We start from the raw sequence: 23,411 nt of genomic DNA on the forward strand, positions 1-23,411 counted from the left end.
CCTGTTTACTGTAATCTGTGGTCGCCCAAACCGGCTGAAACCCGTTTGTCTATTGATAACCGTGGTTATCCAGACTGTCGAGGCTACAGATTCAAACAGGCTAAAATAAGACTGAGGCCTTAAGGACAGCGGGCCGAACCCCGCAAGGAGTCCGGCCCGTTTTCGTATTTTTAAGCCGCAATCGGCCTATTGTGCCGCCGTCAGCTTGTCGTTTTGAACCCAGCCGACATTGTCATTGTCGTCAATGACTTCCCACCACATGCCTTCCTTGTTACCCGTTGGGTATAGCAGCAGCCCTACAGGCAAGGCGCGCACGACACCGCCGCCGGTGGGTGCACTGCGCAGGGTCGTGGCGGTGGCCACCGTAAAGCTGCGGCTTGGGGCAGCAGCCTTACCGCCGACATCAATGCCGCCAAGCTCGGCAACCATGTTGCCGTAAGCAACAATAAAAGCCTGCGTGACAATGCGGCCGATTTCGGTGTCTTCGTAGCCGCCGCCAACGGCGCCGCCCAGACCAAAACCGCCACCACCGGCACCCCAGCTCAGGTCGTTTTTCGCCGCTGTGCCTTCAAAGGAAAAGGATTCCGTTGTGCGCACGTCGGTCAGGGACAAGACCGTGTTGGCCTCAAGCTTCTTGGTGCGTAAACCGCCGACAACGGCACCGGCACGACCGCCAATAAGCCCGCCTACGATGCCTGCCGCAGCATTACCACCGGTGTTAGAATCGGCAGCGGCCACTTCGGCCACCAGCACGAAATCGGCGGCCTTGACCTGATTCTGGCCGACATTCGAACCGCGTTGCAGGCCGAGGTTCTGATTGAGGTTACGTTCGGCCTGAGCGGCATTCAGACCCGCCCCGCGATCCACCAGAGTGAAGCAGCCGGATTTCTGAACGATCACGCGCAGCAGCTTTTGCGGCGGGGCCAGATTGCTTTGGGTCCAGCCATAGGCGTCATCGCCATTGACGATGCTTATCGTTCCGAGGCTTTTGCTACAACGCGGAATCTCGGCAACCATCTTGTCCTGTTGCTGTTGCGCCTTGGACGCCTTGGCTTGCGCCATGACCGAGGGAGCAAGTGAAACTAACGCCAGGGCTGTTCCGACAGCCAGCAATGAAGATTTCTGCATCATGATAATCCCCGCTATTTCCCGCTTTGTAATGAAAAATAAATGGCCCTTCGCACTATGCGCGGCGCACAAAATCGCGGCATGTTTTCGCAGCGTTTGCCCGAGGGGTCAAGGCCGTTGCGCCGCCAAAAGCGGCACCAGAATGCCGCTGACGGGTGTGGCTATGCCATGCTGTCTGCCTTTGCGCACAATGACGCCATTACGGGCATCCCATTCCGTTTCCAGTCCCGCCCGCCAGTCCTCATACATGGAATTGGTGGCGTTCGTATCTTCGGCAAGAAAGCGCGCCATTTGCTGCTCAATCAGTTCATCCGGCAATCTGGCCCCTTCGGCGCGACCGACCGCAACACATTCCTCAAGCACGGCGCGAGCAATTGCCGCCACCTCTGGGCGATGCAGAACGCCCATGGGCTGTCCGGTCAGCGCCATGACCGCGCCCGCCGGGGCATTGACACAGAGCTTTTTCCAGTTTTCGGTCACGTAATCGGACGTAGGCGTGGCGTCAACGAAGCTTGCGGCAAACAAGGCGCACAGATCGCGGCCATCATGTGTATCTGCGACCGTCAATCTGGCGCGACTGTGCCATTCAACCACACCTGCCGACGAACGGACGGCCGGAAGATCGACAATCACCGGCACGACCGTGGTGCGGGCATCGATCCACGGGGCCACACGGGCTGCATGTTCGACACCGTTTTGCAGAACCGCCAGTCGTGTGTCCGGCCCAAGCGTCGCCTTAAGCCAGTCGGCAGCACCGGCAACCTGATGGGATTTCACACACAGAAAGACCCAATCGGCGTCATTCGTGGCCTCAGCAGGCGTGATTATGACCTGTGCGGGCCAGACCTGAGCGGGTGTACCGGTTTTGGTGACGCTTAGGCAGTCAAAATGGCTGCGGGCCGCAAAGGTGACGGCGTGGCCCGCCTGAAGTAGGCCACCGCCGACACTCAGGCCCACAGCGCCCGGCCCGATGAGGATAATCTTTGCCATTACGTACGTCCTGCGTTGAAAAACTCATAAAAAAAGCCCGGCATGACGCCGGGCTTTCTGTGTATTTTCCACAAAAGGCTTATTGAGCGCCTTCGGTGAGGGTCGTCTTGGCGTTACGGTTTTGCGCCCAGGACTCTTCGTTAGAGCCGGAAGCAATCGGGTTTTCCTTACCGTAAGAGATGGTCGAGATGCGGCTTGGGACAACGCCCTTGGAGACCAGATACTGCGATACCGACTCAGCGCGGCGTGCGCCGAGGGCAAAGTTGTATTCACGGGTGCCGCGTTCGTCGGCATTGCCTTCGATACGGATCTTTACGTTCGGATAACGCACCAGCCATGCGGCCTGAGCGTCAAGGATAGCGCGGGCATCAGCGCGAACCGAAGACTGGTCAAGGTCGAAATAGATGCGGTCGCCGACATTAACAACGAAGTCCTGCTGCGAGCCAGGCACCACACCGACCGGTGCCGGCGCAGGGGTTGGAGTCGGTGCAGGGGTCGGCGCAGGCGTAGGTGCCGGTGCAGGAGTCGGCACTGGAGCGATCACTTCTTCCTTAGGCTTCGACGAACAGGCCGCAATCGAAATAGCTGCTAGAGACACCACCGCGAACTTCACAACGGTTTTTTTAGAGATGGACATCGAATGTAATTCCTTCATCACGGAGAAAATGTTTGCGGCCTTTGAGGCCGGATTGGTAAAAATCTATACACCAGAAGCGATTAACGCCTACTATTGATACGACTTGATTATTTGTCAAACCCATAAGTCGCGTAATGTAAGCGATTGTTACTAAAATCACACGTAAATTTCCGTTATAGATTTACCGCCTAAAAATAAACAGACAACCAATGTCTGGAAATACGGTAACGCCTCAGGAGGGAGGTCCGTCCTCGTCCGCTCAGGCTTAGGCTATTTTCGCTACAGTGTTGCGACAGTAACGGGTGCCTCCGCATTCAAGGGCGGCACCGCGTCACGGTAAGGCCTATTTCAGGCGCGGTGACCATGCCGGATCAGAGGCACCGCCGGAATAGGGTACGGGGCGCTCGATTCGGCCGGACACCTCAACCATCCACAGGGAGGGCATTGCTCCCGGAGGTTCACGGAAGAACATGATGTATCGACCATTGGGTGCCCATGTCGGGCCTTCTTCGAGGTAGGACGAGGTCAGAAGGCGCTCACCCGATCCGTCGGGGCTCATGACACCAATCGAGAAGCGCCCGCCCTGTTGCTTGGTGAAGGCGATCAGGTCACCCTTTGGGCTATAGACCGGCGTGGAATAGATGCCGCCGCCAAACGAGATACGCTTAACGCCGGAGCCATCAAGGTTCATGGTGTAGATTTGCGGTGAACCGCCACGGTCGGAATTGAACACGATCTTTGAGCCATCGGCTGAGAAAGAGGCCGAGGTATCAATCGCCGGATCACGTGTCAGGCGCGTAGTGGCGCGCGACCGCAGGTCCATAAGATAGATGTCGGTGTTACCGCCCTGAGCGACCGAATAGGCGAGCTTCGTGCCATCAGGTGAGAAGCGCGGCGAGAAGACCATGCCCTGAATCTGACCGACCGATTCCTGACGGCCGGTTTCAATATTGAAGATAAAGATACGCGCCGAATCTTCACGCAGCACCATATAGGCGACTTCCTGAGAATCTGCCGAGAAACGCGGCGTCATCACCTTATAGGAGCCATCGGTCAGGTAGGAGGGATTGGCCCCGTCCTGATCCATGATCGCCAGACGTTTGATGCGGTTACCGCGTCCACCGCTTTCGGCAACAAAGACGATGCGCGTATCGAAATAGCCTTCTTCGCCGGTCAGGCGCTCATAGATGGCGTCGGCGATCTTGTGGGCGACACGACGCCAGTTTTCCGGCGTGGCGGTCAGGGATTGCCCCAGAAGCTGGCGCTCGGAAAAAACATCCCACAGACGGAAATCAACCGTCAGACGCCCTTCGGCATCAACGCGGGCCATGCCGTTGGCCAGAGCCTGTGCGTTAATGGTCTTCCAGCTGGCAAAGGTCGGTGAGGCATTGATATCAACGCTTTGTTCGATAAAGGCCGCCGGATTGATCGGCTTGAAGAAACCCGAACGTTCAAGGTCAGCCATAACGACCGAAGAAATCTTGCTGCCGATATCTGAGCCATCCGCCGAGCCGATCTGGATAGCGATAGGCATGGGCTCAATGACGCCGGAATCGACCTCAGCACGCAGGGGCGCATTCTGGGCCATGACCGCAGGGGCGCTCAGGCTGGTTACAGCCAGACACAGGGCAGCCCCCCATGCCAGCAACTTACCGATTGTCTTCGACGGTTTCATTGTTTCCTCGTACATTTTAACACCAGAGCCTACAGACCCTGACAGGCTTTTTCCGCGTTGAAGGTAATTTCCAGCGGCTGATTATACAGCCCATCCGGCAGACCTTCGTATAGTTCACCGCGCTTGACCGCCAGCTGCGCACGGGCGGCAGCGGCCTCCCATACCGGATCATTACGCCTATTCTTCCAATCCGGCCCTTTTATGACGCGGCCATTGGGCGAAATGGTAAAGCCCATGACCGGCTTAACCGTATTGCCGCCCGGCACATCGCAGTTCGGCGACCAAAGTCTTTGCAGACGTGAGGTCAGGGCATTAAGCGCCGGCCCTGTATCGCGCGCATCCGCACCGCGATTGGAGGCACCGTCCGTCGCCGTGGTCGAAGGCCGCGCCGGTGTGCGGGTATTTGACCGCGAGGGCGTGGACTGGGTACGGCTCAGGCTGTCGAGGTCCAGACCGCTTGAGGGCGGCTTTTTCGGTTCGGCCTTCTTGGGTTCCGGTTTTTTGGGCTCAGGTTTGGGCGTGGGCTTCGGTTCCGGCTTTGGCGCAGGTTTTGGCGTTGGGGTGGGTTTAGGTGTTGGCTTAGGCTCAGGTTTGGGTTCCGGCTTAGGCGCAGGTACCGGCGCGGGTTCAGGCTCTGCGGGGGCAGCCGGTTCCGGCATGGGTTCCGGCTCAGGCGGCAGCACCGCCGTCTCATCAACCGGCGACGGAGCCTGAGCGAAGGTCGGAATTTCCGAGACGATCTGCACCGGCACGGAGGAGACTTTCAGGGTCTCAGGTTCGCTGCCCCAGCGCAGCAAGGCAAACAGAACCACACCGGCATGCAGCGCAATCGATCCCAGTAATGCGGGGCCCATACGTCTCATGGCTTAGGGGGTCACCTCTGGCTGGGTTTGCGGCGCGACGGCTTCGGGTGCTCCCATGCCTTCGGTCATCAGGTTGATCTTGCCATAGCCTGAGGTCGACAGACGCGCCATAACACGCGCTACGGTTTCGTAAGAGGCGGCGCCTTCGGCACGCACATAGATCGCCTTTGAGGTGTCGCCGCGGCTGATGGCTTCGATACGTGGCACAAGCTGATCAAAGGTCGCCGGATCATTTTGCACATAGATCGCGCCGTCACGCTGAATGGAGACGGTGAGCGGATCACCTTCGTCCTGCATCGAGGCGGCTTCGGTTTTGGGCAGTTCAAGCTTGATGCCCGACGCCAGAAGCGGGGCCGAGATCATGAAGATGATCAGCAGCACCAGCATCACATCGACCATCGGCGTGACGTTGATTTCAGACAGCGCCCCGCGTCTGCGTGAGCGCCTGCCGCGTCTTGAGCGTCCGCCGGAGGAGGTTGAACCCATTGCCATGGTCTGCGCTCCCCTTAGCCGCTGATCTTGTCGGCCAGACGGCGCGTCACAGACACCAGCAGCTCGTCGGAGAAGTTTTCCATGCGCGACGTAAAGCGGCCGACCTGCGTATTATAGATGTTATAGGCGGCATAGGCCGGAATAGCGGCGGCCAGACCGATGGCCGTGGCAAACAGGGCTTCGGAAATGGCCGGTGCTACGGTCGCCAGATTGGTGTCGCCTTGTGCCGCAATGGCGGAAAAGGCATTCATGATGCCCCATACCGTACCGAACAGACCGAGGAACGGCGAGGCCGTAGCCACCACCGCCAGAACACTAAGGCCCTGCTCAAGCTCATCCGATTCGGAGGCGATGACGTGGTTCACTTCGCGGTCAATCTGACCGAGCAGCAGATCGCCCTGCGCCGGTGAGATGGCGCGGCCCTTATGGTCACGCCAGGCCGAGGTCACCGCGACCAGAAGCTTCGGGAACGGCTCTTTGGGGTGATCACCGAGAGACACGGCAATATCATCGAGGGCGCGGCCCGAAGACAGGGTCTGTTCAAAGGCGGTCGCTTCCTTGTTGAGGCGCGACAACTGGAAAGCCTTTTGAATGATGATGGCCCACGACCATAAAGACGCCACCGTCAGCATGATCATTACTGACTTTACCACCCAGTCGGCGTGCAGGAACAGTTCGATAAAGCTCAAAGATTCGGCGACAGGGGCGGCGGCCATAAATGTAGCTCCCAGAAGAATAGGTTTCCAAAGCCCGCAACAGGCAAAATATCTTTACAAACCATAAATGATTAATGAAGGGTCAAGGCGCAGCCATATCCCTCGCAAAACGCACCTTGCCTGAGGCATGACGACATTTCTATGGCAGCAAAGGCACAAGTAGATACTTTTCTGCCGCATTGGCTATAAACGCGGCGTAAAAGCTACAGACTGCCAAGCTTCTCTGCTTCGGCACGGGCGCGGATGTCGCTGTGGTGTTCGGGCAGGAACTTGGTTTTGACAATATCCAGCAGGCTTTTGGGCAGGCGGCGCGGACGGGCGGCCATGTCGATGCACACCAGTTGCAGCTTACCGCTGCACAGAAGCTTGCCCTTACATTCGATACGCTGGGTCAGGTAGAATCTGGCCCCCTGCCCGTGGTCGATTTCACTGCGTACCCACAAAACATCATCAATACGCGCCGGGGCTTTGTATTGCACCAGAACTTCAGAAACCGCGAAGGCCAGAGGGTCCTGCCCCCGCGCCAGTTCGGAATGGTGGATATCGAGGCAGCGCATGAAATCCGAGCGGCCCCGTTCAAAATATTTCAGATAGTTGGCGTAATAGACGACACCGGAAAAATCGGTATCTTCGTAATAGACGCGGATAGGCAAGGAGTGGGTACGCCCGTCGATAAAACCCGACAAAGCCCCTTCGACCAGATAATCGATGTCTTTCATCTCTTGCCCCGCTCAGTTCGCACCTGCGGCATAAGAGAATGGGTTGAAACGCCCGCCCTGTCGATAACAAAATTAACCATAAGGCAATTTTTGCGCGTAGCTAAAACTAACCCACTATCGTCAGGCGAGTTTCAGTCGAACATATCCCCTTGCGGGGCGATACGACCATCGGGCGGCGGCGTCAGACCAAGATGCACATAGGCCCGCGCACAGGCCATGCGCCCGCGCGGTGTGCGTTGAATAAAGCCCTGCTGCATCAGGTAAGGCTCGATCATGTCCTCGACGGCATCGCGTGATTCGGCAATGGCGGCAGCAATGGTTTCGACGCCCACCGGCCCGCCGCCGTAGTTTTCGATCATCGCCGCCAGATAACGGCGATCCAGCTGATCCAGACCCGAAGGATCAACCTCAAGGCGGGCCAGAGCCTTGGCGGCGGCTTTTTTGTCGATGCGCTCGACATTATCCGCCGTGGCGAAATCCCTGACGCGGCGGAGCAGGCGTCCGGCAACGCGGGGCGTACCACGTGAACGGGTCGCGACCTCTAAGGCGCCATCTTCGGTCAGGTGCGCCCCAAGCTTTCTTCCGGTCGAGACCACGACCTTGACCAGTTCTTCGGGCGTATAGAATTCAAGCCGCAGCGGAATGCCGAAACGGTCACGTAGGGGCTGAGACAACAGGCCCGCCCGCGTCGTTGCCCCCACCAGCGTAAAGGGTGCAATATCGATACGCACGGTGCGTGCCGCTGGCCCCTCGCCGATAATCAGGTCGAGCACATAGTCTTCCATCGCCGGATAGAGGATTTCCTCAACCACCGGACTGAGGCGGTGAATTTCGTCGATGAACAGGACGTCATTGGGTTCAAGATTCGACAGGATCGCCGCGAGATCACCGGCCTTAGCCAGCATCGGGCCGGAAGTGGCGCGAAACCCTACCCCCAGCTCGCGGGCGACGATCTGTGCCAGTGTCGTCTTGCCAAGACCCGGCGGGCCGTAGAACAGGACGTGATCCAGCGCCTCCTTGCGCGCGGCGGCGGCGGCGACAAAGACCTTGAGATTGGCCTTGAGGGGGGCCTGACCGACGAAATCATCGAAGCTTTGGGGGCGCAGGGCCCGGTCGGCGGCGAAGTTGTCCACCTCATAGTCTGTTGCCTCACCCGATACGATACGTGACATGAGCGATTACCGTCCCAGCACTTTGAGCGAGGCGCGGATAACCGCCGCCAGTTCGGCTTCGGGGCCAAGCTCACGCAGGGCGTTTTCTACGGCCACACGCGACTGGGTTTCGGAAATGCCCAGCCCCATCAGGGCCGCAACGCTCTCGCCATTGACGCTGACCGGTGCCGAAGCGGCGGCGGTCGACGCAGAGGCCACACCAGTCGGCGGCACAAACACACCGCCGGTCGTCAGGGCCTTGCCCTTAAGCTCGATGACAATGCGTTGCGCCAGTTTCGGCCCGACGCCATTGGCCTTGCCCACCCGTGTCTTGTCTTCGTTAGCCACGGCAATGGTCAGGTCTTCGGGGGTCAGAATATCGAGCACCGACAGGGCCGCCTTGGGGCCAACCCCCTGAACGTCCAGCAGTTTGCGGAAAGCCTGACGTTCATCCTTACTGAGGAAACCATAGAGGCGTGTGCCATCTTCGCGGGTCTGACTTTCGATGTGCAGGATGATCTCGGCACCCGCCTCAGGCAGGGCCGCCAGAGTGCGTACACCGCAGCGGACATTATAGCCGACGCCGCTGACCTCAATCAGCAGTTCCTCATCATCGCTTTCGAGCAGCGCGCCTCTTAAACGTCCGATCATGCGGCACCTTTTGTCAGTTGTTTCATCTTACGTTTATGCGCGTGAGTTATGGCACAGGCCAGAGCATCGGCGGCATCAGCATTCAGGCCGCCTTCGGCTGTGGCCGCGCGCGGCAGGAGCCGCCTGACCATAAAGCCTATCTGTTCCTTGTCGGCGCGACCGGCCCCGACGACGGATTTTTTGATATCAAGGGCGGCATATTCCGCAACGCTCAGGCCCGCCTTGGCCGGTGCAAGCATGGCGGCGGCCCGCGCATGACCCAGTTTCAGCGTCGAGGACGGGTTCATATTGACGAAGGTTTCCTCAATCGCCGCTTCGTGCGGGCGATACTGATGGATGACCTCGGACAGGCCTTCGAACAGGTGCAGAAGGCGGTGCGCCAGTTCCGCCTTATCATCCGGCAGGATGACGCCGTGCGCCACCCAGTTGAGGCGCGCGCCCTGCGTATCGATCACGCCCCAGCCGAGGCGACGCAATCCCGGATCCAGCCCGATAATTCGAATCGTGTTCTGCATTCGTTCATATGTACCCGTGAGAGGCCACCAAGGCAATCATCAAGCCTGCGCTTTGGCCGCTGTTTTGCAGGATAATTGTCATTTCCCCTGCGCGTGAGAGATAGATTGTCAAAAAGGGCTATTCGGGGTTAAGGTTCTATTAAGGGTGCCGGGTAAGGGCGAGTGAGGGGGCTGTGATGAGACAGGCAGGTTTACCGCAAAACGGAAAGACACATCGCATCGGGGGTCTGATCGGTTTCGGGCTTCTGGCGATTATAGGCATCGGTGCGTGCGGGCTGGCGCTCAGCTATGGCAAGGCTCCGTTCAATGCCGGTCTGCAACTGAGCGACTGGGTCAAATGGGTGCAGATCGAAGGCACCGCCTCAGGGCTTTCGGCGTTTTTTGGCATATTGGGGCTGATAGGCCTGACGGGGTTTGTTAAGTCGCTCCTGCCCACAGGCGCACGGGTTGCGCCGGTGAGGGCTGAGACGCCCCCTGTTGCGGAAGCCATTATACCTGATGACTTTGTTGAGCCTGATAGCTTCGTTGCACAGGCGGCAGATATCCCGCCGCCGCAACCCACCGCAGAAATCATCCCCTTTCGTCAGGAACCGGTGGCCGTTGAGGCCGCACCAGAGATCCCTGCGCATACTGAGCCAACGCATACTGAAATAGCCGATCCTATTGCGCAGGCCCTGCTGGCGGAAGCGCCGGATACGGAAATTCAGGCCCCTGCCGCCGATATTGATGCCGTGATCCATTCGGCCATGCGCTTCATTGAAACGCCTGATCCGGCCCCCCAAAGCGTCACCAGCATTGCCGAGGTGCATTCGTTGCGGGAGATAGCCGAGGAAAGCGATACGCCGCCGCCTTGCCCGCTGTCGGAAGCACTTATCGACCGTATTGAGCCGGAACACGAAGCGCCCGTCACGCCCCCTGCGGCGGGGATCAGTGAAAACGCGCAAGCCCTGATTGTTGCAGCCACTCAGGTCGCCCTGTCGCAATGGCCGGAAACAACCCGCCCTATTGCCGAGGCGGAACTGAGCACACGGCTGGCGCAACTTTATTATGACCCTTCGCCGGATTGTCGCGAGGTGTTTGAAACCATTGGCGCCGGAGACCTTAGCGGGGCCGCCGAAAAGCTGAAGGCGCAGGCAGGGCTTGTGGCGAACACCGTTCCGGCACGGGCCGCCGATTTGTGGCGCATATATGGCGCGCTGCATATGGGACGTGAAGACGATCAGGCCATGTATGCCTATGAGCAGGTATCGCTGCTTGATTCGTCCGATGCCAATATTCACCTCTATCTGGTGCGCCGCTATGAAATGGCCGGTCAATCTGAGGCCCTGTTGCCGGTGATCGCGCGGGCCCTGGCGGTGACGGATGACGCGAGCTTGCAGAATGATCTGCTCACCCGTCAGGCCGAACTGGCGCAGGCCGCTGAGGATTGGGGTACCACCGCCAGCGCCCTTGAGGGCTTAAGCGTCATTCGCGCGCGTGAGGCCGAGGCCGATCCGGACAATCTTCAGAAGCGTTCGGCCCATGCCATAGCCATGGCCAAACTGGCGCAGGTGCGTGAGCGTCTGGGAGATTTCCCCAAGGCCGGGCCGCTTTATGAACATGCCCATGAGGTGTTTGCCGAGCTGTCGGCCAAGGTGCCAGATCATGCGGGCCTTAGGGCCATGGCGGAAAATGCCCTGCGCGATGCCCGGCGTTTCAGGGCCTAGGCTATAGCGGTGATCTCAATCACGGTGTCGGATATCGTCACCTCGTCACCCGTTTCACGGCCCATGAGGACGCGTGCCAGTGGCGAGACATAGGAGAGGCTGCCTTTGGCGGGGTCGGCCTCGTCTTCGCCGACAATGCGGAAGCTTTGGCGGCGGCCATCCTCACGCAGTATGTCCACCCGACAGCCGAACACGACCCGATCCGGCGAGGCGACCGGCTCAATCTTTTGTGCCGACCCGAGACGCGCCGTATAATAGCGCAGATCACGCGTGGCGCGCGCCATAGCGGTGCGGTCGTCACTGACCTCACCGGAGGCTTGCGCGGCGGTATAGGCGGCGCGGGCCTCAGTGAAGGCGGCCTCAAGCTGCGCCAGCCCTTCGGGTGTCACATAGTTGGGATGTGGCGATATCGGCCGGTCGGGCAGATTGGCCGCTGCGGCTTCGTGATCTTCGTCTTTGGTAAAGGCTACACTCATGGCTCTCTTACTAGGGTTTGTCGGGTTATGATTCAATGCAGGGAAGATACCCCACCCCCACAAAGGCAAGCCTTTGTGGTCCCCCTCCCCATCACAGATGGGGAGGTATGAAGGCAAGGCGCGGCCGGAAAAGGTAAATCATTCTGAAAAAATACGTAAAAAATACGGTTTCGAGGTGGAAATTATTTCCAAACCGGCTTTTATGAGGTTATTTTTACCCAAAAGCATGAGGGGGACTGCCTTGTCAGGTGTCATTGACGAACTCGATGCCCGTATTCTCGATCTGGTGCAGGACGACGCCAGCCTGTCGGTGGCGGAAATTGCCGAGAGGGTCAATCTGTCGCCGTCTCCGTGCTGGCGACGCATCAAACGCCTTGAGGAAGCGGGGATTATTACCCGTCGTGTGACCCTGCTTGATCCGGATATTCTCGGGCTGGGGTTCGAGGTCTATGCCGCCGTCAAGCTGTCGCATCCGACGCGCGCCAATCTTGAGGCGTTTGAGGCGAGACTGGTTGACTGGCCCGAAGTTGTGTCCTGCGCTACTGTGACAGGCCGCGAAGACTATATGCTCCGGATCGTGACGCGTGACATGCACGCCTATGATGATTTTATGCGCGATCAGCTTCTGGCATCGGATCTGGTGGCGGCCATCGAAAGCCGCATTGTCATCCGGCCCGTTAAAGCCACCTCTGCCCTGCCGCTGAAGCTGGTGGTGCCCACTATTGATAATTGATTTCGCCTCAGCCTTTCTGACGGCCCCCATTGTATAATTGCATATAAGGTCTTCTTTTTATGAAAAAGCCACTCGTCGCCGCCCTTTTCGCCACGCTGGGTTTAGGTCTGTCCGGTAACGCTCTGGCGCAGAAGACTCATACGGTGGCGAATGGCTCTGACCTGTCGCAATTTCGCAGTCTGCGCGCTGAGGGTATGGCGGCCTTAGAGAAAAATGACCGACAGAACGCCTTGCGGCTGTTTACAGAAGCCGGAAACATCCTGCCGGATTCGCCGTCTATTCTGCTTCTTAAGGCGCAAGCCGAGCTTGAGCTTAACCGCCGCCCCAATGCCAAGGCCCTGCTGAGCGAATATGTCCGGCGCGGCCTGACGCTTGATCTGGGGCGACATTCGGAATTTATTCCAATCTGGGATGAAACGCTTGAGGCGAAGCTGGCGGAAAATCGCAGTGCGAAGGGGGCCGTCAATATCCTGCACACCCTGCCCGATCTCAATCTGATTGAAGCCCTGACCGTGACCGATGAGGGCGTGATCATTGTGTCGGCCATTCATACCGGCTCCATCAGCCGTGTAACGGATGCGGGATTAGAGAAAATTGTCGCTTTCCGGCCCGGCGTGGCGGCGCAAGGGGTGACCTGGCGCAACGGGCAGCTTTGGGCGACCACAGCGGCCACGCGCCAAACCAAAGGCTTCGACGGGCCGGGAAAAATCACCTCAAAGATTATTCGCATTGATCCGGCAAACGGCACGATTGCCGAGACGTTTAATACCGATATCAAGCGTCGCCTGTCGGATATTCATGCCGGTGCCGAAGACCTCTATGTGGCTGATTTTGATACCGGCGAGGTGCTGCGGCTCAATGGCTATAAAGGCACACCTGAGGTTCTGATCCCCGAAGGCTATCTGGAGGCCCCGCAAGGGCTGGTCGAAAGCGCGGACGGGCGCTACCTGATGGTCGCCGATCACAGTTCGGGCCTGTACCGCGTTGATCTGCACGAAGGCAGCCTGATCCGCCTGATGGCACCGAACGAAACGGTGCTGATGGGGATGGACAGCCTACTGCTCTATGGCAACGACATTATCGCCGTTCAGAATGGTCTTAAGCCGGAGCGCATTCTGCGTCTCAGAATGCAGCCTGACTGGGGCGGCATTGACAGCGCCGAAGTCATCCTGCGCGGCGGGCCGGATGTGCAGGAGCCTTCGGGCGCGCAGATTGTCGGGGATCGCCTGATCTTTGTCGCCCGCAGCCAGTGGTCGGAATTTAATGCACAGGGTCTGTCGGATAATGACACGCCGAAACCGGCCCTTATTGGTGAGATCAGGCTTCAGCCCTAAACCCGATTTTATGTCCTGCGGTCTGTGAATTGACTCCCGAAGCACAATATGCAAAGTTTACTTTGCATATTGCAAAATAAACTGGGCAATTACCTACCTCTGGGAGACTGAAATGACACCGCGCCCTCAATCCCGCCCACGCCTTTATCTGCTCTTTCTGGCCTTTTGTATTATTCCCGGCCTCTCGGTCATCGCCGCCATTCCATGGCTGAAGACACAGCCGGACAATCTGGTGTTTCTGCTGACCGGAATTGCTGCGGCTATCACTATTCTGGCCAGTCTGGCACTTGCCATTCTTCATGATCGCTCAATGGGAGAATGGGAGCGAAGCAATTCACGTTTTTCCGTCTTTTGGGGCGATGCGATTGGCACATCTCTGGTGGGTTTGCTGCTTGCGGTACCTGTATTCCGCGATTGGGTCGTGTCCATAGTCACCGCTTTCTCCGGGACAGCCAACATAGATGCGCAATCTGTCATCCTCGCTTTCGTGGGCGGCTTCATCACGGTTGTCATGGCGCGCGTCCTGTGTATGGCGTTGATCAGCATCGGCTGGACATTCTGGAAGTCACGACCGGCCCGCGAAGTATGAAAAACCGCATCCGTGTGCTTCGTGCTGAGCGCCGCTGGAGTCAGGCCGATCTGGCGGCTCAGGTTGGGGTATCGCGCAACTCAATCATTTCAATCGAGAATGGCCACTTCGACCCATCACTTACGCTCGCTTTCGATATTGCCGCAGCATTCGAAATGAAAATCGAGGACATTTTCGAGCGCGAACGGGGCAAAAGCGCGTAAGGGCATAACTGAAAGTCACACACTTTAGCCTTTATGCCCCCTCCGGCCAGACAAGCTGGCCACCTCCCCCGCTATGCAGGGGAGGATGAAAGAGGCCGCTTCGCAAAATTGTGAACGCGGCCAGGAGATCGGCGCTTGCCATTCTATAATTGCGAGTTATTCTCATTATCGGAATCGCACAATGAGGTCACGATCATGATTTTACTGACACTTGGGGCGCAGAACATGGCGCAGCTGATGACCCCCAGACCTGACCCTGCCCGCCCTCAGTCAAACGGCGTGGTTGCGTTTGTAAAACCGACCACGCCCCGCAATGGCACAGTCAAGACGGGCTGATCTGACCCGATCACCTGCGCGTTAACCTTCTGACACTTAAAAGCGCCAATATTACCGCCTTTTCAACTGTGTTTATGGTTAACAAAAGTCTTTACGCAAATTAACCTTTGTGCCACCACTGGCATTCTTCGTGCGTATAAACACGCAGAAGGTTCAGGTCTGTGCCGTTTAAGGACAATAGTCCATTGACGCAGACCGGACGCCAGACAGGGAATGATGGTTTAAGATGCGTGCGGTTTTCAAAGCGACGACTATAGTTTTGGGTGTTCTGGGCGCGTTGTACGCGCCGCTGGCTCAGGCCGCGCACCTTTCGTTTGACCGCGTCACCGCCCCCGCTGCGCCCACTGATACCCGCCTCAGTGCCGACCTGAATGGGGACGGCCTCAAGGACGAGGTCTGGTTCAGCCATAATGGTCAGGATCGTCTTCATCTGCATGTGCGCTTTGCCGGTGCTGATTTTGGCGACGACCAGATCGTCACCGGCCTTGATGCCGCACAGGCGCATCAGCTTCAGAGCACCCCTGCGGGGATTTACCGGCTGGATTGTGGTGATTTCGCCAGCGCCTGCGATCAGGAAATTGTCCGTACCGATCATGACGGACTTATCCTCAGCTTAGATGAAGGCCTGACCATCCTCATTCACTGGAACGGTGAGGCTTTCGAGCAGGATTTCGTTGCCAGCAATGAGGTGCGTCTACGTCGCGCCATGGCCGTCCGCTTTGCGCTTAATCTCTGATTAACCGAAAACCTTAGGCAATCGTAAGTTTCTTGACATTAGACCCTTGGGGCAAGGGGTGGCTTACGCGGGGTAAGCTTTAAAAAAACATGTCGGAAACAAATGGGACGATCTGCAGATTATTCTAATGAGAAGTGCGCCATAGCCGGTGCGTTGGATCTGGTTGGGGAACCCTGGACATTACTGATTATCCGCGATGCCTTTCGCGGGTTCAGCCGGTTTGAGCAATGGCAGAAAAATACCGGTATTGCGCGCAATGTGCTGGCGGCGCGGCTGAAGCGGCTGGTGGCCATGGGCATCTTACAGGCGCGTCCCTATCATGAGAAACCGTTGCGGCATGAATATGTGCTCACCGATCGCGGGCGCAGCCTTAAGGGCGTGCTATTGGCGCTCTATGGCTGGGGGCAGGAGCATGTCTACAAGGACCGGCAGCCGGTGCTGACCTTCCGCCACCGTCAGACCGAAGAAACCCTCAGGCCGCGCATATATGATGAAGGCACAGGGTCACGCATTTTCCTTCAGGATATTGTGTTTGACTATAATCCCGAAGCGCCCAGTCTGGCGGAAATCTATGCAGAGATAGACGTATCAGACAATAAGGGCTGAGTGCGTTCAATAAAGCCGCCACCCAAGACGCGGTCTTCGTCCTCGGCATCATAAAGCACGCAGGCCTGACCGGGTGCGACGCCTTCTTCGCCATCGGCAAACACAATCTTTAAGGCACCGGCTTCGAAGGCCAGATGCGCCGGAATCGGCGGGCGGGTCGAGCGCACACGCGCACGCACCGGCAGAGCTTTTTCAGCCGCCGCTTGCAAACTGTCTTCGTCCCCAAGCCAGTTGGTTTCCTTGAGGATCAGGGCCTTGGTCAGCAGCGCCTCACGCGGGCCGACAATGACACGACGCGTTTCCGCCTCAAGACGGATAACAAACAGAGGCTCACCCACGGCGATATTGAGGCCGCGCCTCTGACCGATCGTATAGCCGATAATGCCCTCGTGCTGACCGAGCACCCGCCCGTCGATATGGACAATTTCGCCGGTTTCGCGGCCCTGAGGGCGCAGACGGTCGATGAGGTTGGTATATTTGCCCTCAGGGACGAAGCAGATGTCCTGACTGTCGGGCTTATGGGCGATGTTCAGTCCCAGTTGGCGGGCAATGTCGCGCACCTGCGGCTTGGGGATCTGCGCCAGCGGGAAGCGCAGGAAATCAAGCTGTTCCGACGTTGTGGCAAACAGGAAATAGGACTGGTCACGGCTCTTGTCGATAGCGCGGCGCATCTCAATGCGGTTGCCGGTGTCGGCGCGTTCGACATAATGGCCCGTGGCCATGGCTTCGGCCCCGAGATCGCGGGCGACATCGAGAAGATCGCGGAACTTGACCGTCTGATTGCAGCGGATACAGGGTACAGGGGTTTCACCGCGCAGGTAGGAATCGGCAAATTCCTCGATGACCGAATCCCTGAAGCGGCTTTCATAATCGAGGACGTAATGGGCGATGCCGATCTTTTCCGCCGCCACGCGGGCGTCATGAATATCCTGACCGGCGCAGCAGGCCCCCGTCTTTTTCAGAGCCTGACCATGATCATAAAGTTGCAGGGTGACGCCGATAACTTCGTATCCGGCGACATGCAGAAGGGCGGCAACGACGCTTGAGTCCACCCCGCCGGACATGGCCGCCACAATACGCGCACCCACGGGTAAGCCGACGCTTGCGCGTGTGGCCTCAATCGCAGACGTCAGATCGGCGGATTCGAGCGCAGGAATGGGACAGGCGATGGTCATACGCGCCTAAATAGGCGCTTTATCGTCAAATGAGTAGGGGTTGAGGGAAAAAATGCACTACGCCCTTCTCCTCCCTGCTTGCGGAGAGGTGGCCCTAAGGGCCGGAGGGGTATTCTTCTTTGTGCTTCAAGTAAGAAACCCTCCCGTCACTTTGCTTTTTCGCAAAGCGCCACCCTCCCGCAAAGCAGGAGGGAGGAAGGCAGATTTCAGGTGGCATCCTGTCAGGGCGACGGACGAGCCAGGCTACCGTTCCGGCAATAAGGCCGCATATGGCTACGAGTACAATATCTCCCCACGATAGCCATGAAAGAAAACCGCCCATAACAAATGCGGGCAAACTATGCCAGACAAGTGCAGTAATGCTGCGTTTCTGCATCTGCCATTGTATCGGCAAGCCGATCAGACACAGGGCGAGAAAGAACCCAATCCCCGCAAAAATACCCCACCAAAAGGTCATACCCCATGTGCTGCGATAAATTTGCAGGCTGGGCTGGCGAACATAGTTTGTGACCAGATCATAGAGAAACAAAAAGGCCGTTGCGATTATGGCCCCGACAAGACAGGCAAAAACTGACTTTGCGAGTTTTGCAGCGCGGTCTTTAGTCATCAACCTGATCTCATTTGGCATCAAGGAATGCTGTTTGCGGACGAATAATGAGCCATGCCAGACCGGCATATATAGCGCCCGCGCAAATGCCGAATACTGACGCATGTAAGAACAAACCACTGTCAAAAGTTCCGCTCAGCCAAACATATAACAAGGGAGAGATTTGTAAAATCAATGCGCCTATGCTTGCCCCCAAGAGCATGGTGCGCCAAAAATCGGTTATCTTACGGCGTATTAAGGCATCCATGACAGGCGTCCCTATCATTAAAAGAAGTATCAGGGATGTAAGCGCTGATGCGATATAAATAATAAGGGGGCCGAGGCTAACAAAAGGCCAGAAAATCACCTTGGTCAGACCTATAAATCCAGTATGCGGATTTATTATCTCAAAAGTAACAACAAACGGCCCAACTATATAGCTGCCGATCAATGCGCTGAACAGATAGCCAAGAAAAACCCTCTTCATACTGCCCCCCTTAACCGCCCCCAACGGATGCAGGGCTTAGCCTGCGCGGCGTTTGCCATCCATCAGCATCGACATCAGCGCCCCCAGAACCGCAGACAGTTCGTGGCGGTGGACGACACGATCGACCATACCTTTTTCCACCAGATATTCCGCCCGCTGGAAGCCTTCGGGCAGTTTTTCGCGGATGGTGGTTTCGATGACGCGCGGCCCTGCGAAGCAAATCAGGGCATTGGGTTCAGCCAGATGGATATCACCAAGCATGGCATAGGAGGCCGAAACCCCGCCGGTCGTCGGGTCAGCCAGCACCACAATATAGGGCAGTTGCGCGGCCTTGAGTTCCTGAATGGCCAGCGTCGTCCGCGCCAGCTGCATCAGGCTCAGGGTGCCTTCCTGCATACGCGCACCGCCGGAAGCCGTAATGGCCACGAGTGGACATTTACGTTCAATGGCGTAGCGGGCCGCGGCGATAAAGGCCTCACCGGCCGCCATACCGAGTGACCCGCCCATAAAGGTAAAGTCCTGCACCAGCACGACGCAAGGCACGTCCTGCACCTTACCATAGCCGATCTGCATGGTGTCCTTGGCGCCGGTTGAGGCGCGAGCGGCCTTCAGGCGGTCGGCATAGGGCTTGCCGTCAGAAAAGTGCAGGGGGTCTTCGGGGACGTTGGGCGTGTCGAGGGCTTCGTATTCGCCGTCATCGAACGTATAGCTCAGGCGCGTTTGCGCATTGAGGCGCATATGCCGACCGGTCGGCGTCACCCACTGGGCGGCCTCAAGGTCGGGGCGGTAGATCATCTCACCGGTGTCAGGGTCCTTGACCCAGAGGTTTTCCGGCGTCTCACGCTTGGGCGACACCAGTTTGGACACGCCGGGGGCGATCTTGGCAAGCCAGCCACCGCCTTCGCGGCGCTCAGGAGTATTACGGGCGTTTGGCAATGGACGTCTGCTTTTTTCCAGTTTATCGGCAATGGCCATATGTTCAGTCACTCCGTCGGCGAGTCATTAATCTGCTGCCTCATGTTATCCAAAAACCGGCACCCACTTTTTGGCATGAGGCACGTATTACACACGCGCCTGATGTACAGCCTGAGCCAAAACGCGCGCGGTTTCCAGCACTTTTGTTACAGCCTGAGCGTTTTCAGGTAAAGATTTCTTGATTTCATCCACCAGAGCCGAACCGACCACGGCGGCATCGGCAATGCGGGCCACTTCGGCGGCGCGTTCCGGTGTACGTATGCCAAAGCCGACCACGACCGGCAGACCTGACGCCGCCTTGACCTTGGCCACTTCGGCGGCGATGCCACCGGCATCGACTTCCTTGACGCCGGTCACACCGGCGACCGAGACATAATAGATGAAGCCCTTGGTGCGTTTAATGAGTGTCTGGAGACGCGCGGCATCGGTCGTAGGCGTCGCCAGACGGATCAGGGCCACATCGGCGGCATCGAGCGCATCGCTCAGGCCATCGGCTTCTTCGGGCGGGCAATCGACCACGATCAGGCCGTCAATACCAGCCTCAGCGCAGGCATTGGCAAAGCCTTCATAGCCCATGTTCTCAACGGGATTCATATAGCCCATCAGAATCAGCGGAGTGTCCTGATCGGTTTCGCGGAACCGCCGCGCCAGTTCAAACACCTGAGCGATCTTTGTTCCGGCCTTCAGCGAGCGTTCTGCCGCCAGCTGAATGGTCGGGCCTTCGGCCATCGGATCAGAGAAGGGAAAGCCCAGCTCAATGATATCGACACCGGCAGCGGGCAAGCCTTTGAGGATTTCAAAGGACGTTTCCACATCGGGATCACCGGCCATGATATAGGACACAAAGGCCGATTTGTTTTCCGCCTTCAGCTTGGCGAAACGGGCATCAATACGGGCGACGCTCATGCTCAGAGGCCTCCCATTTGCTGACCCAGCGCATTGGCGACAGTGAAAATGTCCTTATCACCGCGTCCTGACAGATTAAGCACCACTATACCGCCCTTACCCACTTCCTTAGCCAGATCGCCGACACGGGCAATGGCATGGGATGATTCGAGTGCCGGAATAATGCCCTCAAGCTTCGAGGTCAACTGGAAGGCTTCGAGGGCCTCTTTGTCGGTCGCTGTCACGTAGCGGGCGCGGCCCGTGTCAAACAGGTGCGCATGTTCCGGCCCGATGCCCGGATAATCAAGGCCTGCCGAAATGGAATGCCCCTCAAGAATCTGGCCGTCATCGTCCTGAAGCAAATAGGTACGATTGCCATGCAGGACGCCCGGACGACCGCCATTGAGCGAGGCGGCGTGGCCGTTATAGACCTCAAGGCCATGACCGGCGGCTTCGACGCCGACGATTTTCACGCTGTCGTCGTCAATAAAGGGGTGGAACAGGCCGATGGCGTTCGAGCCACCCCCCACAGCGGCGATCACCGCATCCGGCAGACGGCCTTCGAGTTCGAGAATCTGTTCTTTCGTTTCCTTGCCGATCACCGACTGGAAATCGCGCACCATCACGGGATAGGGGTGCATGCCTGCCGCCGTACCGATCATGTAATAGGTGTCGTGGACATTGGTCACCCAGTCACGCAGGGCTTCGTTCATCGCGTCTTTCAGCGTACCATTACCGTTGGTCACAGGGCGAACCTCTGCCCCCAGCAGGTTCATGCGGAAGACGTTGGGCTTTTGGCGCTCAACATCAAGCGCACCCATATAGACGATGCACGGCAGGTCAAAACGCGCACAGACGGTGGCCGAGGCCACGCCATGCTGACCGGCACCGGTTTCCGCGATGATGCGCTTACGGCCCATACGCTTGGCCAGAAGGATCTGGCCGATGCAGTTATTGATCTTGTGCGCGCCGGTGTGGTTCAGCTCTTCGCGCTTGAAGTAAATCTTTGCACCACCGAAATGCTGAGTCAGGCGCTCAGCATAATAGAGCGGTGACGGACGACCGACGAAATATTTCAGCAGGCTGTGGAACTCGGCCCAGAAGGCTTCGTCTTTTTTGGCGTCTTCCCACGCCTCATTCAGTTCCAGCACCAGCGGCATCAGGGTTTCAGGGACATAGAGCCCGCCGAAATCACCAAACCGGCCCTTGGCGTCCGGCATGTCATAGTGGTTGGGAATGGAATGTGTGTCGGTCATGTCTGCTTGGCGTTGTTAATGAACTGCGTAATCAGGGACGGGTCTTTTAAGCCGGGTGCGCGCTCAACACCAGAGGAAACGTCCACTAAAGGGGCTTTTGACAGGGAAATAGCCGATGAAACATTGTCGGGATTAAGCCCACCCGCCAGAAACCACGGCTTATGGCCTCTGTAATGCTGCATCAGGCTCCAGTCGAAGCGCGCGCCGACACCGCCGGGCAGCGCCGCCCCTGCCGGGGGTTTGGCGTCAAACATCAGGTAGTCAACATAGGGTTCATAGGCCTTTGCAGATGCTACGTCCGAAGCGTCGGAAACGCTTATAGCCTTTATCAGTGGCGTATTGAAACGCGCATGGATGTCACGCACCCGCTCAGGGGTTTCATGACCGTGCAGCTGAATGACATCGGGTGACAGGGCCTCGATGATCAGCTTAAGGAGAGAATCATCGGGATTGACCATTACACTGACCATCTTTGGTCTTACTGTAGCGGCGGTAGTATAGGCCCGTGCGTTTGTGATCACATTTCGCGCAACATCAATAGGCAAATGGCGCGGGCTTTTGGGGAAAAAGACAAAGCCGAGCATGTCAGCGCTGTCATCTATGGCCCTGTGAGCGATAACATCATCGACTATACCACAAATTTTAACCAATACCGTCATAATAAGCCTTGTTTTTTCTGATAAATGTGCGGCACTTTAATAAAAATCAAGAATTAACAGCTAAACCGTGTTCTGCAAAAGATCAGACCTGCCTCCCCGCCGCGTACAGGGCGGATAAGCTGGCTTAAAAAACAATACCGGAAAACAAAGTCCGGACATACAGGAATAGAGGAAATTATGGCGTCCTGGGTTCTGCTTAGTGACTTATCAAACACGGCGACAATCAGTCTGGCACTGGTGAGGCCAGGGGGACGGCCCGATGCGACCACCCAGTATCCGTGTGATTCGCTTGAGTCGTTTAAGCGATCGGTTGAGGACTTCCTGAAGCTCAATGATGATCCCAAACTGATGGGGGCCGCCGTTTCCGCCTGTGGCTGGGAAACCGAAGCGGGCATATCCATGCCCAACCATCAGTTCCGCCTTCATCGCAACGATCTGCGGGAACTGCTGAATATCCAGCGCCTGCACATCGTCAATGACTGTGTGTCCCGCGCCATGGCGGTGCCGCGCCTTTATGACACCGAGGTTGTCAAAATCTGTGGCGGCGAAGGCGATGAAACCCTCGCCCGCGCCATGATCGGTGCCGGTACGGGCCTTGGTATGGCCGGTATTATTACCGATGAATTCAACCGTGCGACCGTCCTGCCCTGCGAAGGCGGACACACTGATCTGGCGGTGACCAATGATCGCGAACAGGCGGTTTTCGATCAGCTGAGGAAAAAATACGGCCACGTCTCGCGGGAACGCGTCGCGTCCTTACAAGGCCTGACTGAAATCTATTATGCGCTTGGCCTTCTGGGTGAGAACACGGGCCAGACATTGACCGCTGCGGAAATCCTCACCCTCGCCCATAAGGGCGAGGCCCGCGCCGTGGAAACGATTGATCTGTGTACAGGCTGGCTGGCGGCCATGGCTTCGGATGTCGCCCTGATGCTAGGCGCACGCGGGGGGATTTATCTGTCGGGGCACCTGATCAATCATCTTGAGGGGCTGCTGAACTGGCAGACCTTTGCCGACCGCTTTACGGATAAGGGGCGGCTCAGAGCGTTTCTGGAGGATATACCGGTCTATATTACGCGGGTGCCGGATATAGAACTTGTGGGCCTTACGACCCTGTTTGAATAAACAAAAA

The 23,411-nt window shown here is 57.6% G+C and carries 28 protein-coding genes; 9 read left to right on the forward strand and 19 right to left on the reverse strand.

The features are described from left to right. Positions 1 to 186: 186 nt before the first annotated feature. The 11 genes from E5201_RS00175 to ruvC form a co-directional block, all read right to left on the reverse strand. On the reverse strand, positions 187 to 1,131 hold the full coding sequence (locus tag E5201_RS00175; RefSeq protein WP_140983984.1) for a CsgG/HfaB family protein: 945 nt from the start codon (positions 1,129 to 1,131) through the stop codon (positions 187 to 189). A 105-nt stretch (positions 1,132 to 1,236) separates the two neighbouring features. After that, positions 1,237 to 2,118: a 2-dehydropantoate 2-reductase gene (locus tag E5201_RS00180; protein WP_140983985.1), complete on the reverse strand. Its 882-nt coding sequence runs from the start codon at positions 2,116 to 2,118 to the stop codon at positions 1,237 to 1,239. A gap of 79 nt (positions 2,119 to 2,197) precedes the next feature. Further along, a complete protein-coding gene (pal, locus tag E5201_RS00185) occupies positions 2,198 to 2,755 on the reverse strand; it encodes a peptidoglycan-associated lipoprotein Pal (protein WP_140983986.1) in 558 nt (185 codons plus the stop codon). Between the two features lie 343 nt (positions 2,756 to 3,098). Then, positions 3,099 to 4,430, reverse strand: a complete 1,332-nt coding sequence (tolB, locus tag E5201_RS00190) for a Tol-Pal system beta propeller repeat protein TolB (protein ID WP_140983987.1) — start codon at positions 4,428 to 4,430, stop codon at positions 3,099 to 3,101. A gap of 29 nt (positions 4,431 to 4,459) precedes the next feature. Beyond that, positions 4,460 to 5,293 carry a hypothetical protein gene (locus tag E5201_RS14730; RefSeq protein ID WP_181404491.1) on the reverse strand — a complete coding sequence of 278 codons (834 nt, stop codon included), beginning with the start codon at positions 5,291 to 5,293 and terminating at the stop codon, positions 4,460 to 4,462. Between the two features lie 3 nt (positions 5,294 to 5,296). After that, positions 5,297 to 5,785: an ExbD/TolR family protein gene (locus E5201_RS00205; RefSeq protein WP_140983989.1), complete on the reverse strand. Its 489-nt coding sequence runs from the start codon at positions 5,783 to 5,785 to the stop codon at positions 5,297 to 5,299. Positions 5,786 to 5,799: 14 nt separating this feature from the next. After that, the gene (tolQ, locus tag E5201_RS00210) at positions 5,800 to 6,501 is read right to left on the reverse strand and encodes a protein TolQ (RefSeq protein ID WP_140983990.1); all 702 of its coding nucleotides are present in this window, start codon (positions 6,499 to 6,501) and stop codon (positions 5,800 to 5,802) included. A 203-nt stretch (positions 6,502 to 6,704) separates the two neighbouring features. Continuing rightward, on the reverse strand, positions 6,705 to 7,220 hold the full coding sequence (gene ybgC, locus E5201_RS00215) for a tol-pal system-associated acyl-CoA thioesterase (protein ID WP_140983991.1): 516 nt from the start codon (positions 7,218 to 7,220) through the stop codon (positions 6,705 to 6,707). A 131-nt stretch (positions 7,221 to 7,351) separates the two neighbouring features. After that, positions 7,352 to 8,392: a Holliday junction branch migration DNA helicase RuvB gene (gene ruvB / locus E5201_RS00220; RefSeq protein ID WP_140983992.1), complete on the reverse strand. Its 1,041-nt coding sequence runs from the start codon at positions 8,390 to 8,392 to the stop codon at positions 7,352 to 7,354. A gap of 6 nt (positions 8,393 to 8,398) precedes the next feature. Continuing rightward, on the reverse strand, positions 8,399 to 9,022 hold the full coding sequence (gene ruvA / locus E5201_RS00225; protein WP_140983993.1) for a Holliday junction branch migration protein RuvA: 624 nt from the start codon (positions 9,020 to 9,022) through the stop codon (positions 8,399 to 8,401). Next, on the reverse strand, positions 9,019 to 9,537 hold the full coding sequence (ruvC, locus tag E5201_RS00230; protein ID WP_140983994.1) for a crossover junction endodeoxyribonuclease RuvC: 519 nt from the start codon (positions 9,535 to 9,537) through the stop codon (positions 9,019 to 9,021). The genes ruvA and ruvC overlap by 4 nt, the downstream gene beginning before the upstream one ends. Before the next feature lie 176 nt (positions 9,538 to 9,713). Here ruvC and E5201_RS00235 point away from each other — a divergent pair, with 176 nt between their 5' ends. Then, positions 9,714 to 11,243: a tetratricopeptide repeat protein gene (locus E5201_RS00235; RefSeq protein WP_140983995.1), complete on the forward strand. Its 1,530-nt coding sequence runs from the start codon at positions 9,714 to 9,716 to the stop codon at positions 11,241 to 11,243. Here the strand turns inward: E5201_RS00235 and greA are convergent. Next, the gene (gene greA, locus E5201_RS00240) at positions 11,240 to 11,719 is read right to left on the reverse strand and encodes a transcription elongation factor GreA (protein ID WP_140983996.1); all 480 of its coding nucleotides are present in this window, start codon (positions 11,717 to 11,719) and stop codon (positions 11,240 to 11,242) included. The genes E5201_RS00235 and greA overlap by 4 nt on opposite strands. Positions 11,720 to 11,960: 241 nt before the next feature. On the opposite strand from greA, the gene E5201_RS00245 reads away from it, so the two are divergent. The 7 genes from E5201_RS00245 to E5201_RS00270 all read left to right on the forward strand — a co-directional run bounded on the left by E5201_RS00245 (position 11,961) and on the right by E5201_RS00270 (position 16,256). Continuing rightward, positions 11,961 to 12,452, forward strand: a complete 492-nt coding sequence (locus E5201_RS00245) for an Lrp/AsnC family transcriptional regulator (protein WP_140983997.1) — start codon at positions 11,961 to 11,963, stop codon at positions 12,450 to 12,452. Between the two features lie 59 nt (positions 12,453 to 12,511). After that, positions 12,512 to 13,786, forward strand: coding sequence for a YncE family protein (locus tag E5201_RS00250; protein WP_140983998.1), 1,275 nt, complete (start codon positions 12,512 to 12,514; stop codon positions 13,784 to 13,786). Between the two features lie 112 nt (positions 13,787 to 13,898). Further along, positions 13,899 to 14,375 (forward strand): hypothetical protein, encoded by a 477-nt coding sequence (locus E5201_RS00255; RefSeq protein ID WP_140983999.1) that lies wholly within the window; start codon positions 13,899 to 13,901, stop codon positions 14,373 to 14,375. Beyond that, positions 14,372 to 14,578 (forward strand): helix-turn-helix transcriptional regulator, encoded by a 207-nt coding sequence (locus tag E5201_RS00260; protein WP_140984000.1) that lies wholly within the window; start codon positions 14,372 to 14,374, stop codon positions 14,576 to 14,578. The genes E5201_RS00255 and E5201_RS00260 overlap by 4 nt, the downstream gene beginning before the upstream one ends. Before the next feature lie 195 nt (positions 14,579 to 14,773). Then, a complete protein-coding gene (locus tag E5201_RS14735) occupies positions 14,774 to 14,914 on the forward strand; it encodes a hypothetical protein (RefSeq protein WP_181404492.1) in 141 nt (46 codons plus the stop codon). Positions 14,915 to 15,140: 226 nt separating this feature from the next. Beyond that, positions 15,141 to 15,650: a hypothetical protein gene (locus E5201_RS00265; RefSeq protein WP_140984001.1), complete on the forward strand. Its 510-nt coding sequence runs from the start codon at positions 15,141 to 15,143 to the stop codon at positions 15,648 to 15,650. Positions 15,651 to 15,752: 102 nt separating this feature from the next. After that, positions 15,753 to 16,256, forward strand: a complete 504-nt coding sequence (locus E5201_RS00270; protein ID WP_140984002.1) for a winged helix-turn-helix transcriptional regulator — start codon at positions 15,753 to 15,755, stop codon at positions 16,254 to 16,256. Here the strand turns inward: E5201_RS00270 and mnmA are convergent. The 7 genes from mnmA to E5201_RS00305 all read right to left on the reverse strand — a co-directional run bounded on the left by mnmA (position 16,220) and on the right by E5201_RS00305 (position 22,279). Then, positions 16,220 to 17,431: a tRNA 2-thiouridine(34) synthase MnmA gene (gene mnmA / locus E5201_RS00275; protein ID WP_140984003.1), complete on the reverse strand. Its 1,212-nt coding sequence runs from the start codon at positions 17,429 to 17,431 to the stop codon at positions 16,220 to 16,222. The two genes, E5201_RS00270 and mnmA, sit on opposite strands and share 37 nt — an antisense overlap. A 94-nt stretch (positions 17,432 to 17,525) precedes the next feature. Further along, positions 17,526 to 18,038 (reverse strand): hypothetical protein, encoded by a 513-nt coding sequence (locus tag E5201_RS00280; protein WP_140984004.1) that lies wholly within the window; start codon positions 18,036 to 18,038, stop codon positions 17,526 to 17,528. A gap of 10 nt (positions 18,039 to 18,048) precedes the next feature. Further along, a complete protein-coding gene (locus tag E5201_RS00285; protein ID WP_140984005.1) occupies positions 18,049 to 18,504 on the reverse strand; it encodes a hypothetical protein in 456 nt (151 codons plus the stop codon). Positions 18,505 to 18,540: 36 nt separating this feature from the next. After that, positions 18,541 to 19,479, reverse strand: a complete 939-nt coding sequence (locus tag E5201_RS00290) for an acetyl-CoA carboxylase carboxyltransferase subunit beta (RefSeq protein ID WP_140984006.1) — start codon at positions 19,477 to 19,479, stop codon at positions 18,541 to 18,543. An 87-nt stretch (positions 19,480 to 19,566) separates the two neighbouring features. Continuing rightward, the gene (gene trpA / locus E5201_RS00295) at positions 19,567 to 20,385 is read right to left on the reverse strand and encodes a tryptophan synthase subunit alpha (RefSeq protein ID WP_140984007.1); all 819 of its coding nucleotides are present in this window, start codon (positions 20,383 to 20,385) and stop codon (positions 19,567 to 19,569) included. Positions 20,386 to 20,387: 2 nt separating this feature from the next. Further along, the gene (gene trpB, locus E5201_RS00300; RefSeq protein WP_140984008.1) at positions 20,388 to 21,620 is read right to left on the reverse strand and encodes a tryptophan synthase subunit beta; all 1,233 of its coding nucleotides are present in this window, start codon (positions 21,618 to 21,620) and stop codon (positions 20,388 to 20,390) included. Beyond that, complete coding sequence (locus tag E5201_RS00305) at positions 21,617 to 22,279, reverse strand: phosphoribosylanthranilate isomerase (protein WP_140984009.1); 663 nt, start codon at positions 22,277 to 22,279, stop codon at positions 21,617 to 21,619. Before E5201_RS00305 ends, trpB begins: the two co-directional genes overlap by 4 nt. Before the next feature lie 177 nt (positions 22,280 to 22,456). Between E5201_RS00305 and E5201_RS00310 the strand changes: the two genes are divergently transcribed. Further along, positions 22,457 to 23,404, forward strand: a complete 948-nt coding sequence (locus tag E5201_RS00310; protein WP_140984010.1) for a glucokinase — start codon at positions 22,457 to 22,459, stop codon at positions 23,402 to 23,404. Positions 23,405 to 23,411: the final 7 nt, after the last annotated feature.

Source organism: Asticcacaulis tiandongensis (genome assembly GCF_006475605.1).
GTDB classification, from domain to species: domain Bacteria; phylum Pseudomonadota; class Alphaproteobacteria; order Caulobacterales; family Caulobacteraceae; genus Asticcacaulis; species Asticcacaulis tiandongensis.

Bases quoted from the DNA above. Each gene is read 5' to 3' on its own strand.
- E5201_RS14735 (WP_181404492.1), top strand. From the start codon at position 14,774: ATGATTTTACTGACACTTGGGGCGCAGAACATGGCGCAGCTGATGACC.
- tolQ (WP_140983990.1), bottom strand. From the start codon at position 6,501: ATGGCCGCCGCCCCTGTCGCCGAATCTTTGAGCTTTATCGAACTGTTC.
- E5201_RS00175 (WP_140983984.1), bottom strand. From the start codon at position 1,131: ATGATGCAGAAATCTTCATTGCTGGCTGTCGGAACAGCCCTGGCGTTA.
- E5201_RS00270 (WP_140984002.1), top strand. From the start codon at position 15,753: ATGGGACGATCTGCAGATTATTCTAATGAGAAGTGCGCCATAGCCGGT.
- E5201_RS00235 (WP_140983995.1), top strand. From the start codon at position 9,714: ATGAGACAGGCAGGTTTACCGCAAAACGGAAAGACACATCGCATCGGG.
- greA (WP_140983996.1), bottom strand. From the start codon at position 11,719: ATGAGTGTAGCCTTTACCAAAGACGAAGATCACGAAGCCGCAGCGGCC.
- E5201_RS00290 (WP_140984006.1), bottom strand. From the start codon at position 19,479: ATGGCCATTGCCGATAAACTGGAAAAAAGCAGACGTCCATTGCCAAAC.
- ybgC (WP_140983991.1), bottom strand. From the start codon at position 7,220: ATGAAAGACATCGATTATCTGGTCGAAGGGGCTTTGTCGGGTTTTATC.
- E5201_RS00305 (WP_140984009.1), bottom strand. From the start codon at position 22,279: ATGACGGTATTGGTTAAAATTTGTGGTATAGTCGATGATGTTATCGCT.
- E5201_RS00285 (WP_140984005.1), bottom strand. From the start codon at position 18,504: ATGAAGAGGGTTTTTCTTGGCTATCTGTTCAGCGCATTGATCGGCAGC.
- E5201_RS00310 (WP_140984010.1), top strand. From the start codon at position 22,457: ATGGCGTCCTGGGTTCTGCTTAGTGACTTATCAAACACGGCGACAATC.
- ruvB (WP_140983992.1), bottom strand. From the start codon at position 8,392: ATGTCACGTATCGTATCGGGTGAGGCAACAGACTATGAGGTGGACAAC.
- E5201_RS00250 (WP_140983998.1), top strand. From the start codon at position 12,512: ATGAAAAAGCCACTCGTCGCCGCCCTTTTCGCCACGCTGGGTTTAGGT.
- E5201_RS00265 (WP_140984001.1), top strand. From the start codon at position 15,141: ATGCGTGCGGTTTTCAAAGCGACGACTATAGTTTTGGGTGTTCTGGGC.
- E5201_RS00280 (WP_140984004.1), bottom strand. From the start codon at position 18,038: ATGACTAAAGACCGCGCTGCAAAACTCGCAAAGTCAGTTTTTGCCTGT.
- E5201_RS00180 (WP_140983985.1), bottom strand. From the start codon at position 2,118: ATGGCAAAGATTATCCTCATCGGGCCGGGCGCTGTGGGCCTGAGTGTC.
- E5201_RS00255 (WP_140983999.1), top strand. From the start codon at position 13,899: ATGACACCGCGCCCTCAATCCCGCCCACGCCTTTATCTGCTCTTTCTG.
- trpA (WP_140984007.1), bottom strand. From the start codon at position 20,385: ATGAGCGTCGCCCGTATTGATGCCCGTTTCGCCAAGCTGAAGGCGGAA.
- ruvA (WP_140983993.1), bottom strand. From the start codon at position 9,022: ATGATCGGACGTTTAAGAGGCGCGCTGCTCGAAAGCGATGATGAGGAA.
- E5201_RS00260 (WP_140984000.1), top strand. From the start codon at position 14,372: ATGAAAAACCGCATCCGTGTGCTTCGTGCTGAGCGCCGCTGGAGTCAG.
- trpB (WP_140984008.1), bottom strand. From the start codon at position 21,620: ATGACCGACACACATTCCATTCCCAACCACTATGACATGCCGGACGCC.
- mnmA (WP_140984003.1), bottom strand. From the start codon at position 17,431: ATGACCATCGCCTGTCCCATTCCTGCGCTCGAATCCGCCGATCTGACG.
- pal (WP_140983986.1), bottom strand. From the start codon at position 2,755: ATGTCCATCTCTAAAAAAACCGTTGTGAAGTTCGCGGTGGTGTCTCTA.
- tolB (WP_140983987.1), bottom strand. From the start codon at position 4,430: ATGAAACCGTCGAAGACAATCGGTAAGTTGCTGGCATGGGGGGCTGCC.
- E5201_RS14730 (WP_181404491.1), bottom strand. From the start codon at position 5,293: ATGAGACGTATGGGCCCCGCATTACTGGGATCGATTGCGCTGCATGCC.
- E5201_RS00205 (WP_140983989.1), bottom strand. From the start codon at position 5,785: ATGGCAATGGGTTCAACCTCCTCCGGCGGACGCTCAAGACGCGGCAGG.
- ruvC (WP_140983994.1), bottom strand. From the start codon at position 9,537: ATGCAGAACACGATTCGAATTATCGGGCTGGATCCGGGATTGCGTCGC.